Genomic DNA, 17,645 nt, shown 5'->3' with positions numbered 1-17,645 from the left:
TTTTGCTTATGACGGCGCCAATAGAACAGCATAAAGAAGGGAAAAAAGATGTAACCTTCCGGGTTTTCCGCTTCAATCCGCAGGTTGACAGTAAATCCTATTTTGACGATTATACCATTCCGGTTGAGAGAGGTATTACGGTGCTCAGGTCGTTGAATTATATCAAAGAGCATATTGATGGATCGGTCAGCTTCAGGGCTTTTTGTCAGGCAGGAATCTGTGGCTCGTGCGGCATGAGAATCAATGGGCTCTCCCAGCTTGCCTGCACGACTCAGGTATGGGATGTGCTTGCCAAAAGCCGCGAGCCTGGTGTCATAAAGGTTGAGCCGTTGCGCAACCTGCCGCTTATCAAGGATCTTATTGTTGATATGGACCCGGTTGTTGATAAAATGACACACTACTCAAACTGGGTTGACTCAACGATGCCCGAGGCCCAGATGGGCAAGAAAGAGTTCCTGATCTCTGAGGATGAGTTCCTTCGCTATGATAAGGCGACAGACTGTATTCTTTGCGCTTCATGTGTCTCTGAATGCAGCATTTTGAGAGCGAACAAGGAGTACGTTTCGCCTGCCGTGCTGCTGAAATCGTACCGCATGAATGTTGACAGTCGGGATTCCCTCCATGAGCGGCGTCTCGCCGAGCTGGTCAAGGATCATGGCGTTTGGGACTGTACACACTGCTACCGCTGTCAGGAGAGTTGCGTCAAAAGCATTCCGATCATGGATGCCATTCATGGAATACGTGAAGATGCCATTGAGAGCCGGGGAATGAAGGATACGAGTGGTTCCAAACATGCTGAAGCCTTTATGTCCGACATTGAAAAGAAAGGCAAGCTGGTCGAAGCTACTCTTCCGATCCGTACCAATGGAGTCTTCTGGACAATGCAGAACCTTCTGCCGATGGCCATGAAGATGATCATGAAACGCCGGACTCCACCACCACCGCCGCTGGTAAAATCAGCCAAGGGGATCAAGATCTTCCGCGTAATGTTCAGGGAGATGACCGAACATGTGAAGCAGGATCATAAAGCTCATAAAAAATAACAGGGGAGAACTGCTGGATGAAGCGATATGCATATTACCTGAGCTGCATCAATGAGTCTATGACCAAGGAGGTAGACCGTTCGATTGAGCTTTGGCAGAAAGATCTTGGAATTGAGTTTGTCAAACTGCACGAAGGCACCTGTTGCGGGGGAAGCAATCTTGACTATGTCAGCCCGAAACATTTTGCGCTGGTCAATGGACGCAATATTGCATTTGCCGAAAAGATGGGGCTTGATCTTATTGTCTCCTGCAATACCTGCCTTATGACGATCCGTACAGCAAAGAAAAAGCTTGATGAGTCGCCGGAACTGAAAAAAGAGATTAACGATATCCTCAAAAAAGAGGGGCTTGAATATCGTGGTACTGCTGAGGTGCGCCATCTTCTTTGGGTACTGGTTGATGATGTCGGGCTCGATACCATTCGTCAGAAGGTGAAGGTTCCGCTGAAAAATTATCGGATAGCTCCATTTTATGGCTGCCATATCCTTCGGCCATCCACGGTTCTTGGTCATGATAATCCGCTTGATCCAACCTCACTTGATCAGTTGATTGAGGCTTTGGGTGGACAAACCATTCCCTATAAACATAAAAATCGCTGCTGTGGATTCCATACCCTGCTGGTTGCTGAGCAAGAGTCGCTCAGTGTGGCGGCAGAGGCGCTTAAAGAGGCTATTGACTCAAAAGCTGATTTCATTGTAACACCCTGTCCGCTCTGCCATACGTCGCTTGACGGCTATCAGGCCAAGGCGCTCAAACATGCCGGCGTTGAGAGTTCTATTCCTGTTTTTCATATTTCCGAAATGATTGGTCTTGCTCTTGGCTACAGTGCCAAACAACTTGGCATCAAACGTCACATTGTGTGCTGAAGATGCATCTACTCATCTTCCGGAAAGTTTTAAAAAAAGGCTAAAAAAGTGTAGCTTTGCGTTTTTACTTTGCTCTCAGCCGGGGAATTACCGGACGATCTGACGGGCCCTTGTTTTGTTAACCCATCAAATTATTGCGTTGCATGCTCAAAAATGATCTTTTTCTCCGGGCACTAAAACGCCAGCCATGTTCCAGAACCCCCATCTGGGTGATGCGTCAGGCAGGTCGTTATTTGCCGGAGTACCGTGCTGTGAGAGAAAAAACCGATTTTTTAACCCTCTGTAAAACTCCGGAACTGGCAACCGAGGTTACCATTCAGCCTGTTGAACTGATGGGTGTGGATGCGGCTATTATTTTTTCTGATATTCTTGTGGTTAATGAAGCCATGGGCATGAATGTCGAAATTATCGAGTCCAAAGGGATCAAACTCACACCGCCGATCCGTTCACAGGCCGATATCGACAAGCTGATTGTTCCTGATATCGATGAAAAGCTTGGCTATGTGCTTGATGCACTTCGCATGACCAAGAGAGAACTCGACAACCGTGTTCCCCTCATCGGCTTTACCGGCGCGGCATGGACGCTCTTTACCTATGCAGTTGAAGGCGGTGGATCGAAAAACTATGCCTATGCCAAAAAGATGATGTACCGTGAGCCGGCAATGGCCCATGCGCTGCTTGGCAAGATTTCCGGTGTTATCACGGCCTACGTGCTCAAGCAGATCGAAGCTGGCGCCGATGCCATCCAGATATTCGACTCATGGGCAAGCGCACTCTCCGAGGACGACTATCGTGAATACGCCCTTCCCTACATCAAGGATACCGTTCAGGCCATCAAGGCAAAATATCCTGACACTCCGGTCATCGTCTTCTCAAAGGATTGCAACACCATTCTTTCTGATATCGCTGATACCGGTTGTGAGGCCATGGGTCTCGGCTGGGGTATTGATATCGGCAAGGCACGCGCTGAACTTGGCGACCGTGTAGCTCTGCAGGGTAACCTTGATCCAACGGTACTCTACGGTACACCCGACAGAATCAAAGCTGAAGCCTCCAAAATTTTGAAGTCTTTTGGCCAGCATACCGAACATTCAGGCCACGTTTTCAACCTCGGTCATGGCATTCTGCCCGATATGGATCCGGAAAATCTGAAACTGCTTGTTGAGTTTGTCAAGGAAGAGAGCGCACAGTACCACTAAGGGTTACTGCTCTTTTTCCCCATTTTAACTCCGCCCTGTGTTCTGCACGAGGCGGAGTTTTTTATTATTACTGTCGTTTGTAAACCCGTTTTTTCAGGAACTTATGAACTCAAGCACCATAAGCACCGTGATGGTCAGGCAGATGATCGAAGTCGCAGCCATTTGTTGGAGCCGTGATGATTGGTAAATTTGGCGGAAGAAGTGATTTTTTGTTTTCCATGAAGAAAAACTTAACTTATAAGTGAAGCGCGGCTTTGAGATCGTCTATCAGGAGCATGGGCTTGGTGGGGCACTCTATTCTGTTCGTTTTGAGGGTGAAGAGAAGAGCGAGCTTGACAAGTTTTTGGAAGACAGGAGGATACAGGCTTCCAAAGATTTTGACTCTCTTGTTTCACGTCTTGAAGACATGGTTGATTCTTTTGGTTTCAAGGAGCACTTTTTCAAAATCAGGGAGGGCTCAATCAGGGATTCTCTGGCAGCGTTTCATTATGATAATGGCCCTCTGAGGCTTTTTTGTCTGCGATGGTCAAGTGTACTGCTGATTGCCGGTTCAGGGGGGATCAAAAGAACCCGTACCTATCAGGATGACGGGGTGCTTCGTGATGCTGCCGAAAAACTGCAAAGGATTGATGAGCTGATTCAGGCCCGTCAGAAGTCCCGTGACATCATTATTGATGCAACCACTGGTATGATGGCGGGTAATCTTAACTTTTACATCTGACTCGTTATAAGATCATGACATCATTGCTCAGAAAAGCGGCAGCGGCGGTATCGCCCACTACAAGGAGGTTTGTTGAGCGTCAGGGTGCGTTTGCGGTAAGGGTTACTGAAATCATGAAAGTGAGCGGTATAACTCAGCGTCAACTTGCCGAAAAGCTTGGTAAAAACGAGTCGTACATCAGCCGGATAGTTGCCGGATGGGCCAATCCGACACTGAAAACTATTGTTGAATTTGAGGTTGCACTTGGCCAGAATGTCATTGAGATTCCCTGTCAGCATAAAAGCGAGGGGAGCACCGTTATTGGTGATGATAGCGTGTGGGAGTTGGGTGAAGGGGTGAAGAGCACCAGTATGCCTGCCCTTTGTATTGGTACAAAAATTTATTTCATAAACAGTGCGGGACATTCAATGGTTGGTTGACCGTCATGGAAAAGAGATCTCCAATTGGTATTCAGTATTCAGGGTTTCGGTTTAAGAGTTTTTCTTTCAGGGAACCTGGAGGGGTTGGGAAAAACGAGTCGTTCAATTTTGAAACTTCCATGGCGATAAGAACGGCAAAAGAGAGGATTGTTGTTGGATTGATGATTCTGGTGAACCGGAAGAGTGATGGCGTAACGTATGCCAAAGCAGAGACTGAGTCGCTTTTTTTGGCTAAAGGGCTGGATCAGGTTGCCGACAAGGGTGGCAATATCAATCTCCCGGAAGATCTTCTCTTTACCGTGATCTCTTTGGCAATTTCAACCTCAAGAGGCGCATTGATGGTCAAGGGTGCGGGTACTTTCCTTGAAAAGATACCGATGCCGATTGTTGATCCGCAATCATTTTTTCAGCAGAACAAGCCAGTGAATTTGTAGAGGGGGTTGACTCCTCAAGTACAAACAATTCCCCCTGTTGTTGCAATCTGTTCCACCAGCTTTCTGCATTTTCCTGTATATTGACCTGTTTTACTTCGTTACAGGTTTAAAAAATTGTCGTTATGATCAAGGGATGTGGCTGTTCTGACGGGCTCACCGACCGTACCCGTTATGAGGAGGTTGTTCTCGATACCATGCTTTACAGCGCACAGCTCAAGGAGAGGGTTGCGCGGCAAAACAGCGCAGTGATTGTTGCCATGGCACGTATGATTGCCGGTACTTTTGAGGATGGCGGAAAGGTGCTGCTTTGTGGTAATGGCGGCAGTGCGGCGGATGCACAGCATCTGGCAACCGAGCTGACTATCCGCTATCGTAGCAGTGTGGAACGACCGGCGCTTCCGGCCATAGCGCTCTCCACCGATACTTCGGCCCTGACGGCTGGTGCCAATGATCTCGGTTATGATGCGGTTTTTGCCCGTCTTGTGGAGGCTTATGGTAGGGAAGGGGATATTTTGCTTGGCCTTTCAACCAGCGGGAACAGCCAGAGTGTTATCAATGCGCTGGATTTTGCACGGCAGCAGGGGATGAAGACACTTGCCTTGCTTGGGGGGAATGGCGGCTTGATGAAGGGGCTGGCGGATCTTGAGCTTATTGTACCTCATTCAGGTTCTGCTGATCGGGTACAGGAGTGCCATATTACGATTGGTCATGTTCTTATTGATCTTGTGGAGCGTATGCTCGGCTATTGCCGTTTATAGAACTAACTCAAAAAGAAGATTGTCATGCAGGTGAAACAGATTGAGGGTGTATTAAACGCAAAGGATATCCGCTTTGCGCTTGTTGTCGGACGCTTTAATGATTTTATTGGGCAGAAGCTTGTCGAAGGTGCAATTGATTGTATCTGCCGCCATGGCGGGTCGGAGGAGTGTATTGCAATGTACCGTTGTCCTGGTGCCTTTGAGCTGCCGATGGTTGCCAAAAAGGTAGCCCTCAGTGGCAAGTATGATGCGATTATTACTCTCGGAGTCATTATCAGGGGTTCCACTCCCCATTTTGATGTTCTTGCTGCCGAGGCCACCAAGGGGATTGCCCAGGTTGCCCTTGACACCATGGTTCCGATAGCGTTTGGCGTTTTGACCACGGAAAACATTGAACAGGCGATAGAGCGGGCAGGAACCAAAGCGGGCAACAAGGGTTTTGATGCTGCCATGACGGCTATTGAGATGGTGAATCTTTACCGCCAGATTTAGTTGTTGCGGTATCGGTTGAAGTTGGCTGTGATAGCTTCGGAGCAGGCGGCCATAAGTTCTTCAACACTGTCGAACGATGAGGGTTGAATGGGCTTGTCGATGATGACCCTGATCTTTCCTTTATTGATTTTAAGGCTTTTTTTGGGGGTAATCAGATGGCTTCCGATGATGGTGACGGGCAGAACAGGAGCCCCTCCTGCCTGGGCTACACGAAACGCACCGCGTTTGAAGGGGAGAAGTTCACCGGTTGCTGATCGTGTGCCTTCAGGGAAGATGTGGACGGAATGGCCACTTTTTAGAACCTTTGTTGCCGCCAACAGACTTTTCAGAGCATCCCTGTTTTGTCCCCGCTTGATCATGACATAGCCAGCCTCTCTGAGTGCTCGGCCAAACAGCGGTATTTTTCCCAGCTCCTCTTTTGCCAGAAACCGAAGGTTGAGGTTCATGGTACCGAGGAGCAGAGGAATATCGGCCATACCGGCATGATTGCTTATCACCAGGTAGTTCTCTTCCGTGCTGTAGTTTTCCCGACCGATTACCTCTATTGAAATGCCGAATAGACTTGCGCTGAATCGGCCCCACCAGGCGGCTATTTTATGGAAGGCATTACCAGAGTGGTCGAAAAGATTGATCAGCATGACAAGGAGTATCCCGAAAAACATAATCGGTATCAGGATAAAAAGGAATAGAAGCGTTCTGATGTTCATTCGGCACTCAGTAAAGGGTTACTGGTCGAGTCCGTTGAGAAAAGAGGCAAGCTCTTTATACTCTGAACTGATCAAGGTGGCACATTTCTTTTTTCCCATCAGCTCCTGAAGATTCGAGGGGATACCGATCTCTTTACCCAGGGCACTCTCTATTGCTTCAAGAAATTTTGCTGGATGAGCGGTTGAGAGGAGGATGCCGGGTTTTTCACCATGGATTGCCGAGCTTCTGAAGCGTTCAAGAGCACGGAACGCGACGGCGGTATGCGGATCCATGATATAGCCGAAGCGCTCATGGGCCGATCGGATTGCGGCAACAGTCTCTTCATCCGAAATGGCAATACCCGTGATATCCTGCCCCATGGATGTGTGGTCGTTATGGTAGAAATATCTGAGTCGTGCAAAGTTGCTCGGGTTGCCGACGTCCATTGCCGTCGACAGGGTTGTGATGGTCGGGTGCGGGTCGTAGCGTCCCTCATCGATATAGCGGGTTACGCTGTCATTGGCGTTTGATGCTGCAATAAAGTGGCCTATGGGAAAGCCCATCCGTTTTGCAAGCACACCTGCGGTGAGGTTTCCGTAGTTGCCGCTCGGGACGGAAAAGAGAGGGTCATGGCAGTCGTACCGTTCCTTGAGCTGCAGGGTTGCCCAGGCATAATAGAATGACTGGGGAATCAGTCGTGATATATTGATGGAGTTGGCCGAGGTGAGTGTCAGCGATTTATTCAGGTCGGGATCAACAAATGCCTGTTTAACCATTCGCTGGCAATCGTCAAAATCGCCCTGTACTTCAAGCGCATGAACATTGCCTCCTGCAGTGGTGAGTTGCTGCTCCTGAAGGCGGCTCACTTTTCCTGAAGGGTAGAGCAGCACGACCCGTGTGTTTGCAATGCCCTGAAATCCATATGCCACTGCACTTCCCGTATCTCCAGATGTTGCAACAAGGACGGTAATAAGCTTCTGCTCTTCTGCAGCAAAATAGCCGGTCAATCGGGCGAGAAAACGTGCACCGTAATCCTTGAAGGCAAGTGTTGGTCCGCAGAAAAGCTCCTCAACAAAGGTATTTCGGTCGAGCTGGACAATCGGAGTGTCAAAGGTATAGCAATTGTCAATGATGTCGCTAAGCTGGTCGGGGGGGATAGCGCCTCCGATAAACTTGTTTGCAATGGCAAAAGCGATATTGTTAAAACTGGCCCCATCGAGAAGTGTTATCTCCTCTGGCGAAAAGCGGGGAATTTCAGCAGGGATATAGAGGCCACCATCGGGAGCAAGCCCTTCAAGCGTAGCCTTTTTAATGGAGACGGGTATTGATGATTTATTGGTGCTGAAATAGATCATGAGTCGTGCTGTTCTCTATTGGTTCTGTTACAGTATTCTTGCCCCTTCTTTACAGATAGGTGATACCCACATATCTGATTGAAGGTGAGCTTTGGAGTGCAGGAATGCCTCTTTCATGGCATTGCCGACGGCAAGGGCGGTTTTTTCGGAGGAAGAAAAGGCAAAAATAGAGGGGCCTGAGCCTGCAATACTGCATCCGAGGGCGCCGCTGTCAAGAGCAGCCTGCTTGACTTCAAAAAAACCGGGGATGAGCGGAGCGCGTTTTGGTTCAGCGATAACGTCAACCAGAGAACGCCCGATAAGGTCATAGTCGGAGGTGAGCAAGCCGGTAACAAGAGCTCCGACATTGCCCCATTGCTGGGTCGCTGTTTTAAGTGAAATTTCCTGGGGCAGTACCGAACGGGCATAAGCGGTACGCAGTTCCGTATGGGGATGTACCAGGGAGCAGTAAAGGTGTTCGGGTGATGGGATCGTGATGAGATCAAGCGGTGTATAGCTCCGGATCAGAACGAAATTGCCAAGAATTGCGGGCGCGGCGTTGTCGGCATGAGCTGACCCGCAGGCAACCCGTTCTCCTTCAATGGCGAAGTGCACCAGCTCCATTTTTGAACAGGGAAGTCCCATCAGTTCGTTAGCCGCTATCAATGCTGCTGCTGCGCTTGCTGCACTGCTGCCCATTCCGCTGCTCAGTGGCAGGTGTTTTCTCAGCTCAAGGGAGATATGGCCGGTAAAATCGATCTGCTTGTGGGCGCGGATATATTCGAGAAATTTCAGGACAACAAAACTTGACGTGTTTTTTTTTGGATCAAGCGGAAGTGCACCACCGTCACCAGTGATGGCGGAAATGGAAACCGGAGAGTCGGTGTGTGCTCTGTCGGAAAGCGTCAGAATTACTTCATCACCAGGTTCGGTGATGGCAAATCCCAATACATCAAAGCCGCAGGCAACATTTCCGACAGTTGCTGAAGCGAATCCCTTGACCGTTTTCATACTGTTTTCTTCGGGCAAAATTCCTGTAGGTGTAGGTGTTGGATTTAAAATTCAATTTCAAAGGAAGCTACTCAAATGAGAGAGAGAATTTGAATAACTAAAAGCTTTTCATTAAATTTAGGTTTTATCTTTTGGAATGGAAAACAGCCCGAGTTGGACTTAAAAAGAAGGTAAGCAGAATCTTTCTCTTTTCTTAAACAAATAACAAAGCGGAATAAGATATGTCTACAACAGTCAGGCCTGATGAGGTTTCATCAATACTTCGCAAGCAGCTTGCCGGTTTTGAGTCTGAAGCAGAAGTGTATGATGTGGGAACAGTGCTGCAGGTTGGTGACGGTATTGCTCGTGTGTATGGTTTATCGAAGGTTGCCGCAGGCGAACTTCTTGAGTTTCCCAACAATGTGATGGGTATGGCTTTAAACCTTGAAGAGGACAATGTCGGCGCTGTATTGTTTGGTGAATCAAATCTGGTGAAAGAGGGTGATACGGTTAAAAGAACCAGTATTTTGGCCTCAATCCCGGTCGGTGAAGCCATGCTTGGCCGTGTCATCAATCCTCTCGGTGAGCCAATTGATGGTAAGGGCACCATTGACACACAGATCCGTTTGCCTCTCGAACGCCGGGCTCCCGGAGTCATTTACCGCAAATCAGTTCATGAACCATTGCAGACCGGTCTCAAGGCTATTGATTCGATGATTCCTATCGGCCGTGGACAGCGCGAACTTATCATCGGTGACCGTCAGACCGGAAAGACTGCTGTAGCGATCGATACCATTATCAATCAGAAAGGCAAGGGCGTTTTTTGTATTTATGTTGCTATCGGACTGAAGGGCTCTACCGTCGCACAGGTTGTCAATACTCTGGAGAAATATGACGCGATGGAGTATACCACCGTTATTTCTGCTACAGCATCCGATCCTGCGCCGTTGCAGTTTATTGCTCCGTTTGCTGGTGCTACCCTTGGTGAATATTTCCGCGACACGGGTCGTCATGCCCTTGTTGTCTATGATGATCTTTCCAAACAGGCTGTTGCCTATCGTCAGGTCTCCCTGCTTCTTCGTCGTCCGCCGGGACGTGAGGCTTATCCTGGTGATGTGTTTTACTTGCACTCCCGTCTGCTTGAAAGAGCTGCAAAAATTACCGATGATATTGAGGTTGCAAGGAAAATGAACGATCTTCCTGATGCTCTCAAGTCGCTGGTCAAGGGCGGCGGAAGTCTTACCGCACTGCCGGTTATTGAAACCCAGGCTGGTGACGTTTCGGCCTATATTCCGACTAACGTGATTTCGATCACTGACGGTCAGATCTTCCTTGAATCGAACCTTTTCAACTCTGGCCAGAGACCTGCAATCAACGTTGGTATCTCGGTTTCCCGTGTTGGCGGAAGCGCACAGATCAAAGCTATGAAGAAGGTTGCCGGTACCCTGCGTCTTGATTTGGCACAGTTCCGCGAGCTTGAAGCCTTCTCGAAATTCGGTTCCGACCTTGATAAAACCACCAAGGCACAGCTCGACAGGGGTGCAAGGCTGGTTGAAATCCTCAAGCAGGGACAGTATATTCCGATGCCGGTTGAAAAACAGGTAGCCATTATTTTCCTTGGTACCCAGGGATTGCTTGACACGGTTGATTTGCGCTTTATCCGCAAGTTTGAGGAGGAGTTCCTCAGTTTGCTTGAAATCAAGCACAATGACCTGCTTGCAAAAATTGCCTCGAGTGGTGCACTGGAGGCTGATACTGCTGCCAAACTCAAGGATATCGCAGTCAAGTTTGTGACGGTCTTCAAAGAAAAGAACAAGGCGTAAGAGAGTGCCGATTTGTTTTCAAGCAATTTATTAACAGTCCCGTAATACATGCCTACATTAAAGGATATACGTGTACGAATCAAAGGGGTAAAGTCTACACAGCAGGTCACCAAGGCGATGAAGATGGTGGCCGCTGCGAAGCTGAGAAGGGCCCAGGAGCGGGCAGTCATGGCCCGGCCTTATGCCAAGAAACTGAAGGAGATGCTTGGTTCCCTCTCTGCAAAGGTAGATACCTCGCGCAACCCCATGCTTTCGGGCCGTTCAGAGGTTAACAAGGTACTGGTGATTCTTGTCACGGCCGACAGGGGTTTGTGTGGTGCATTTAACACCAATGCCATCAAGCTTGCGAGCAAAATCATTCATGAGGATTATCCGGCTATTCACAGCAAAGGCGGAGTCAGCCTGATCTGCGCCGGTTCCCGTGGATTTGATTTTTTCAGGAAACGTGAGTACAATATCGTCAAGGGTTATTCGGCTGTTTTTCAGCATCTTGATTTCTCGACGGCAAAAGAGATTGCTGATATCGCGTCGGGGATGTATCTGCGTGGCGAGGTTGACAGGGTGCTGGTTGCATACAACGAATTCAAGTCGGTGCTTGCGCCGAATCTGCGGGAGGAGGTGATTCTTCCTATCGCACCTGAAATTCCTGGTACCGAGAGCAGCAGTGATTACATCTATGAGCCCTCACCTTCGGCTATTATCGATGAGCTGGTGCCCAAGCATCTCAATACACAGATATGGAGGATGATGCTTGAGTCGAGTGCCGCGGAACAGGCGGCCCGTATGTCGGCGATGGATTCTGCAACTGAAAACGCAAAAGAGCTTATGCGGACGCTCAACATCAGTTACAACCGTGCACGGCAGGCTGCAATCACGACGGAGCTGAGTGAAATCGTTTCCGGCGCAGATGCCTTGACAAACTGATCGATTGGTTACCGATGCTTATGACGTAAAGCGCCCGCGAGGGCGCTTTTTTTTGTCTGCTCGTTGCTGCAACAGGCATCACTCTTATGCAACTCAATGGGGAAATGATTTATATTATAAGCTGATAATTGATTGTTCAGTCTCTTTTCATATTTCAAGTAAGGCATGGGCGGGAACATGAAGATATACAAGTTTGGAGGTACTTCACTGGGGTCAGCCAGTCGGATTAAAAAAGTTGCCGATATCATTGCTGGTGCATTGCATCAGGATGAGCTCGTTATTGTGGTTTCGGCCATTCATCGCGTTACTGATCTGCTGTTTGAATCAGCCACCCAGGCATGCAGCGGCGACAGTGGGTATCGCAGCACACTCAATGAGCTTGATCATCTGCATATTTCCATTGCAGACGAGCTTTTTTCCGGATCTCTCCTTGACGATGTTACTGCCTCAATACGTGCTGAACTTTCAGAGCTGAATGACATCGTGCAGGGTGTCTTTTTGCTCAGGGAGCTCTCTGAAAAAAGCCTTGCCTTTGTGCTTGGTTTCGGCGAACGTCTTTCTGCCCGGATGGTCAGCAGCTATCTTCAGGAGCGCGATATTGCAGCGTTCTATCTCGATGCACGCGAGCTGATTGTTACCGACACGAATTATGCTGATGCAAGGGTCGATACTCATGCATCAGGACAACAGATCAGAAAACGTCTTCTCTCTTTAGAAGGTGTGCCTGTTGTGACTGGATTTATTGCTGCGGCTCCGGATGGTTCTTCGACGACGCTTGGTCGGGGTGGTTCCGATTATACGGCATCCATTCTTGGTGCGGCACTTGATGCCCTGGAAATCTGGATCTGGACAGATGTTGATGGCTTTTTCAGCGCAGATCCCAAACGGGTTCGGGATGCCCGGATTTTACCCTATATCAGTTATTCTGAGGCAATGGAACTCTCTCATGCAGGAGCGAGAGTTCTGCATCCTCTTGCCGTTCAGCCTGCCATGAAAGCAGGCATTCCTTTACTGATCAAAAATTCTTTCAATCCCGCAGCAAAAGGTACACGAATTGAAGGTGTCACTCCCTTAGATTTCAACCGTACCCTGCCGGTAACAGGGCTCTCATCGATCAACAAGGTTGTCCTGCTGAACATGTCGGGAAGTGGTATGGTTGGTGTTCCGGGTATAGCATCACGTCTTTTCACTTGTCTGGCACGTCACCGGATCAATATTATCTTTATATCACAAGCATCATCGGAGCAGTCGATTACTCTTGCCATCACCCCTTCCCAGGCCGCAAAAGCAAAAAAAATACTGGAGGAGGTGTTTCGCGTGGAGATTGAAGCGCGTCAGATCGATCCTCTTGTGACCCGTCGAAATCTGGCCATGATCGCTGTCGTTGGTAACAATATGTCCGGTCATCCTGGAGTCTCTGCGCAGTTGTTTGAAACCCTTGGCAAAAATGGCATTAACGTCATTGCTGTTGCCCAGGGGGCCAATGAGATGAATATCTCTCTTGTCATTGATGCTCATGATGAGGATAAGGCGCTGAACTGTATCCATGAATCATTTTTTCTTTCGCAGCGCAAGGTACATCTCTTTATTGCGGGGACAGGAACGATTGCAAAAAGCCTGATTGGCCAGATCAGCGCCCATCGTCTTAACCTGCAGCAGGATAATGACCTTGATGTTGTTGTTTGCGGGATGGCAAATACCCGTCAGATTCTCTTTGATAATAACGGTATTGACCTTCAGAATTGGGAATCAGCTCTCTTGCCGAGAGATGAGTATCAGGGAATTGAGGGGTATTTGCAGCTCATCAGGGAAAAAAACCTGCACAACACCATTTTTGTTGATTGTACCGCGAGCGCGATGGTTGCAGAGATGTATCCCGATCTGCTTCTCGCCAATATTTCGGTGGTGACAGCAAACAAACTTGGCATGGCAGGTTCCTGGCCTCTTTATCGGAGGATAAGGGATGCCCAGCGGAGAAGTAATGCCCGTTTTCTTTATGAAACCAATGTAGGCGCTGGATTGCCAATCATCAATACGCTGAATGATCTGAAAAACAGCGGAGACAAGATTTTCAGTATTGAGGGCGTTCTTTCCGGTACGTTGAGTTTTATTTTCAATGAACTCCGCAAAGGTGGCCGCTTCAGCGAGATTGTTCGTCGCGCCAAGGTGGCCGGTTATACGGAACCTGATCCACGTGATGACCTTTCCGGTGCTGATTTTGCCCGAAAGTTTCTCATTCTGGGTCGTGAACTCGGCTTTACGCTGGAGTACAGTGATGTGGTCTGTGAGAGTCTTGTTCCCGAAGAGTATCGTGGTGAGATGTCGGTTACAGAGTTTCTTGACCGTTTGTCGGGTGTTGATGGATGGTATGCCAAATTAATAGAAGATGCTGCCAGAGAGGAGATGACGATTGCCTATGCTGGTGAAATCAGGGATGGAAAAGCAACTATCGGTGTAAAAAAGGTTCCTCTTGCAAGTCCGATTGCGGGCCTCAGCGGATCAGAAAATATGGTAGTTTATACGACGGAGCGATATCGGGCAACTCCACTTGTTGTTCGGGGTCCCGGTGCGGGAGGAGAGGTTACGGCCGGCGGTGTTTTTGCCGATATATTGCGGGTTGCAAGTTATCTTGTTTGAGGAGTAGATGCTATGCGTGCAGAAATTGTTTCTGTTGGAGATGAACTGCTTAAAGGCCAAAGGGTCAATACCAATGCAGCCTTTATGGCCGAAGCGCTTGGTGGTATAGGAGTGCCGGTTGGCAGGGTTATTGCCTGCTCTGACCGTGAAGAGGAGATTATTGCAGTATTGTCCGAATCGCTTGAAAGGGCAGATATTGTGCTTGTTACGGGAGGGTTAGGGCCGACAAGGGATGACCGTACCAAACAAGCTGTCCAGCGTATGCTTGGAAGAGGGCTTGAACTGAGTCAGGAGGCTTTTGCAAATCTTGCTGAGCGGCTAAAACAGAGCGGAGTGGAGCTGTTGGATGCACTTCGTGACCAGGCAATGGTCATTGAAGGATCTCATGTTATTGAGAATACGAAGGGAACGGCTGCCGGGATGATTATTGAGTGCGGCGAGCAGTTTCAGAACCACCATCTTGTGCTGATGCCTGGTGTGCCTTCAGAAATGATAGCCATGATGGAGCTTACGGTTCTATCCTGGTTTGCTGCACTCTCTGATACAGTCATTCGTCATACACCAATAAAAACGCTTGGTATTGGCGAGTCAATGCTTGCCGGGATGATTGTCGATATCGAAGATACCCTGCCTGAGGGAACGACCCTCGCCTATTTGCCTCATGCTGCAGGCGTTACCCTTATGATAAGCACGATCGGTCATGTGCAGGAAGAGGTTGAGCGCGATAATCGCAGCGTTGTTGATGCCATTGTCAACAGTACCGGCAAGTTTATCTATGCAACCAGCGAGGTCTCGCTTGAAGCGACGATTGGCGCAATGCTTGCCACCAGAGGGCTGACGGTCGCTGTTGCTGAGTCCTGCACCGGAGGTCTTGTGGCAAGCCGGTTGACGGATGTTCCGGGTTCATCAGCCTGGTTTCTTCAGGGATTTGTGGTCTACAGCAACCAGGCAAAAGAGAAGAGTCTTGGAGTACCGGGGGAGCTCATCGACAGGTATGGGGCTGTGAGTGAAGAGGTCGCCCGGGCAATGGCCATTGGCTGCCTTGAAAAAAGCGGGGCCGATTTTGCTCTTTCAACAACGGGTATTGCCGGTCCTTCGGGAGGCTCACCTGAAAAACCTGTTGGCACGCTCTGTCTGGCCATGGCAACAAAACATTCGGGTATTCTGCTCTCCAGAACGCTTGTTATGCAGGGTGATCGAGAACGCAACAAACTCCGATTCAGCGAAGCAGTTCTCCGTGAACTTTGGGAATGTTTGCGACAGCGATAACCACGACTCTCTTGACTGGAGTTTACCGATGGCAAGAGGTATTATCATTTTTTTATAAAAAGGGAGTTCTTTTATCGATAACTTGCAACACTGATAAAATTTTTCAGCCCTTTTGTGCAAAGAAAATCGTTCTCCTGATAGCGTATGGCAAGAATTGCAAGATTACCCGATATAGTTGCGAACAAAATTTCTGCCGGTGAAGTTGTTCAACGCCCTGCTTCAGTTGTCAAGGAACTTCTTGAAAATGCTATTGATGCCGGTGCCGACAAGATAACGGTAGCCATCAAGGATGCCGGAAAAGAGCTGATCCGGATTGTCGACAATGGTGCAGGAATGTTGCGCGAAGATGCCCTTTTGTGTGTTGAACGATTTGCAACAAGCAAAATTACCGGGGTCGATGATCTTGATTCTTTGCAAAGCCTTGGTTTCAGGGGAGAGGCATTGGCCAGTATCTCTTCTGTTTCGCATTTCGAACTCAAAACCCGAACGGCGAAAGCGACGCTTGGTTTGCGGCTCCGCTACGAGGGAGGAGTCCTCGTTGAAGAGTCGGGGGTGCAGGGAGAGCAGGGGACAACCATCAGCGTCAGAAATCTCTTTTATAATGTTCCTGCCCGACGGAAGTTTCTGAAATCCAACGCGACCGAGTACAACCATATTTTTGAGATCGTCAAGTCGTTTGCGCTTGCATACCCGGAAATCGAGTGGCGTATGTACAGTGATGATGAGGAGCTTTTTCATGTGAAACGGCCGGATATTCTCGAACGGCTCAATGTTTTTTATGGTGATGATTTTGCTGCCAGTATGATTGAGCTTTCCGAGGAAAATGATTACCTCTCCATCAAGGGATATCTTGGCAAGCCTGCCATGCAGAAACGCCGGAAACTTGATCAATATTTTTTTGTCAATCGCCGGGTTGTCCAGAACCGGATGCTCTCGCAGGCGGTACAGCAGGCATACGGTGATCTGCTTGTTGAGCGGCAGACCCCTTTTGTGCTGCTTTTTCTTACGATTGATCCCTCCCGCATTGATGTAAATGTGCATCCGGCAAAGATGGAAATCCGCTTTGACGATGAGCGCAATGTGCGCAACATGTTCTATCCGGTTATCAAGCGGGCCATACAGTTACACGATTTCTCTCCTGACCTGGTGAGCACAGAATGTGACCAGCTCTCTTCCCTTCAGCCGCAGAATTCGGCATTCCGAAAATTTTCTTTTCCGGATATCCCCCATCGTTCCATCACAACGGGCGACCTCTACCGGAATTATCGTGAAGGGGCCGTTGATGAGCCAGCAATATCGCGAGTTGCTTCAGCGCATCAGGGCGAAATGTTTCCGCGCCACTCAAGTGCCGACTACGCTTTGGCGGGAAGCGGTTTGCGGGAAGGGGATGAGGGGCTCTCATCCATTCTGCTTGCTCCTCTCTATGATGATGATGTGGTGCCAAACCCGAAAGAGGTGGAGCCAAAAATCTGGCAACTGCATAACAAGTACCTGATATGCCAGATCAAGACCGGGCTGATGATTATCGATCAGCATGTGGCGCATGAACGGGTACTGTATGAGCGTGCCGTAGACGTCATGAACCAGAACGTTCCAAATTCCCAGCAGTTGCTCTTTCCCCAGAAGGTGGAGTTTCGCCCATGGGAGTATGAAATATTTGAAGAGATTCGTGAGGATCTTTATCGGCTTGGGTTTAATTTGAGGCTTTTTGGCAACAAAACCATCATGATTGAGGGAGTTCCCCAGGATGTAAAGCCGGGCAGCGAAGTGACGATTTTGCAGGATATGATTGCCGAATATCAGGATAATGCCTCAAAACTCAAGCTCGACAAACGTGACAACCTTGCCAAATCCTACTCGTGTCGGAATGCAATCATGGCCGGTCAGAAGCTCTCTCTTGAAGAGATGCGCTCCTTGATCGACAACCTGTTTGCTACCCGGGAGCCTTACTCATGTCCACACGGAAGACCGGTTATTATCAAGCTCTCACTCGACCAGCTCGACAAGATGTTCGGAAGAAAATAAGAGAGGTTGTTGCAAGTTTGTTTA

16 protein-coding genes are annotated in these 17,645 nt (G+C 48.9%); 13 read left to right on the top strand and 3 right to left on the bottom strand.

Going from position 1 to position 17,645, the window contains the following annotated elements:
* Window positions 1-8 precede the first annotated feature (8 nt).
* The 8 genes from AC56AD_RS13705 (at window position 9) to ribH (ending at window position 5,932) form a co-directional block, all read left to right on the top strand.
* On the top strand, window positions 9-1,043 hold the full coding sequence (locus AC56AD_RS13705; RefSeq protein ID WP_012509346.1) for a succinate dehydrogenase/fumarate reductase iron-sulfur subunit: 1,035 nt from the start codon (window positions 9-11) through the stop codon (window positions 1,041-1,043).
* Between the two features lie 17 nt (window positions 1,044-1,060).
* Window positions 1,061-1,909: a CoB--CoM heterodisulfide reductase iron-sulfur subunit B family protein gene (locus tag AC56AD_RS13700; RefSeq protein WP_012509345.1), complete on the top strand. Its 849-nt coding sequence runs from the start codon at window positions 1,061-1,063 to the stop codon at window positions 1,907-1,909.
* Window positions 1,910-2,052: 143 nt separating this feature from the next.
* Window positions 2,053-3,108 carry a uroporphyrinogen decarboxylase gene (gene hemE, locus AC56AD_RS13695; protein ID WP_012509344.1) on the top strand — a complete coding sequence of 352 codons (1,056 nt, stop codon included), beginning with the start codon at window positions 2,053-2,055 and terminating at the stop codon, window positions 3,106-3,108.
* A gap of 241 nt (window positions 3,109-3,349) precedes the next feature.
* A complete protein-coding gene (locus AC56AD_RS13690; protein ID WP_012509343.1) occupies window positions 3,350-3,829 on the top strand; it encodes a hypothetical protein in 480 nt (159 codons plus the stop codon).
* A gap of 14 nt (window positions 3,830-3,843) precedes the next feature.
* On the top strand, window positions 3,844-4,248 hold the full coding sequence (locus AC56AD_RS13685) for a helix-turn-helix domain-containing protein (RefSeq protein WP_012509342.1): 405 nt from the start codon (window positions 3,844-3,846) through the stop codon (window positions 4,246-4,248).
* 119 nt (window positions 4,249-4,367) lie between these two features.
* A complete protein-coding gene (locus AC56AD_RS13680) occupies window positions 4,368-4,682 on the top strand; it encodes a hypothetical protein (RefSeq protein WP_223293930.1) in 315 nt (104 codons plus the stop codon).
* A 122-nt stretch (window positions 4,683-4,804) separates the two neighbouring features.
* Window positions 4,805-5,440 (top strand): D-sedoheptulose 7-phosphate isomerase, encoded by a 636-nt coding sequence (gene gmhA, locus AC56AD_RS13675; protein ID WP_012509340.1) that lies wholly within the window; start codon window positions 4,805-4,807, stop codon window positions 5,438-5,440.
* Window positions 5,441-5,464: 24 nt separating this feature from the next.
* Entirely contained in the window at window positions 5,465-5,932 is a 468-nt protein-coding gene (gene ribH, locus AC56AD_RS13670) for a 6,7-dimethyl-8-ribityllumazine synthase (protein WP_012509339.1), read from the top strand.
* On the opposite strand, the gene AC56AD_RS13665 is transcribed toward ribH, so the two are convergent.
* From AC56AD_RS13665 to AC56AD_RS13655, 3 genes are read right to left on the bottom strand one after another with little or no spacing between them, the layout of a single operon-like run.
* Entirely contained in the window at window positions 5,929-6,639 is a 711-nt protein-coding gene (locus AC56AD_RS13665; RefSeq protein ID WP_012509338.1) for a lysophospholipid acyltransferase family protein, read from the bottom strand. The two genes, ribH and AC56AD_RS13665, sit on opposite strands and share 4 nt — an antisense overlap.
* 18 nt (window positions 6,640-6,657) lie before the next feature.
* Window positions 6,658-7,974, bottom strand: a complete 1,317-nt coding sequence (gene thrC / locus AC56AD_RS13660) for a threonine synthase (protein WP_012509337.1) — start codon at window positions 7,972-7,974, stop codon at window positions 6,658-6,660.
* Window positions 7,975-8,001: 27 nt separating this feature from the next.
* Window positions 8,002-8,964, bottom strand: coding sequence for a homoserine kinase (locus AC56AD_RS13655; protein WP_012509336.1), 963 nt, complete (start codon window positions 8,962-8,964; stop codon window positions 8,002-8,004).
* 221 nt (window positions 8,965-9,185) lie between these two features.
* Here AC56AD_RS13655 and atpA point away from each other — a divergent pair, with 221 nt between their 5' ends.
* The 5 genes from atpA (at window position 9,186) to mutL (ending at window position 17,621) form a co-directional block, all read left to right on the top strand.
* Entirely contained in the window at window positions 9,186-10,766 is a 1,581-nt protein-coding gene (atpA, locus tag AC56AD_RS13650) for a F0F1 ATP synthase subunit alpha (protein ID WP_012509335.1), read from the top strand.
* Between the two features lie 48 nt (window positions 10,767-10,814).
* Window positions 10,815-11,690, top strand: a complete 876-nt coding sequence (locus tag AC56AD_RS13645) for a F0F1 ATP synthase subunit gamma (RefSeq protein ID WP_012509334.1) — start codon at window positions 10,815-10,817, stop codon at window positions 11,688-11,690.
* Between the two features lie 177 nt (window positions 11,691-11,867).
* Window positions 11,868-14,327 carry a bifunctional aspartate kinase/homoserine dehydrogenase I gene (thrA, locus tag AC56AD_RS13640; protein WP_041526913.1) on the top strand — a complete coding sequence of 820 codons (2,460 nt, stop codon included), beginning with the start codon at window positions 11,868-11,870 and terminating at the stop codon, window positions 14,325-14,327.
* Window positions 14,328-14,339: 12 nt separating this feature from the next.
* A complete protein-coding gene (locus tag AC56AD_RS13635) occupies window positions 14,340-15,596 on the top strand; it encodes a competence/damage-inducible protein A (RefSeq protein WP_012509332.1) in 1,257 nt (418 codons plus the stop codon).
* A 144-nt stretch (window positions 15,597-15,740) separates the two neighbouring features.
* Window positions 15,741-17,621 carry a DNA mismatch repair endonuclease MutL gene (mutL, locus tag AC56AD_RS13630; RefSeq protein WP_012509331.1) on the top strand — a complete coding sequence of 627 codons (1,881 nt, stop codon included), beginning with the start codon at window positions 15,741-15,743 and terminating at the stop codon, window positions 17,619-17,621.
* Window positions 17,622-17,645: the final 24 nt, after the last annotated feature.

The sequence above is a fragment of the Pelodictyon clathratiforme genome (assembly GCF_982375515.1).
Note: the sequence above shows the minus strand (reverse complement) of the source record. Positions and strands in the feature narration are given on the sequence as shown.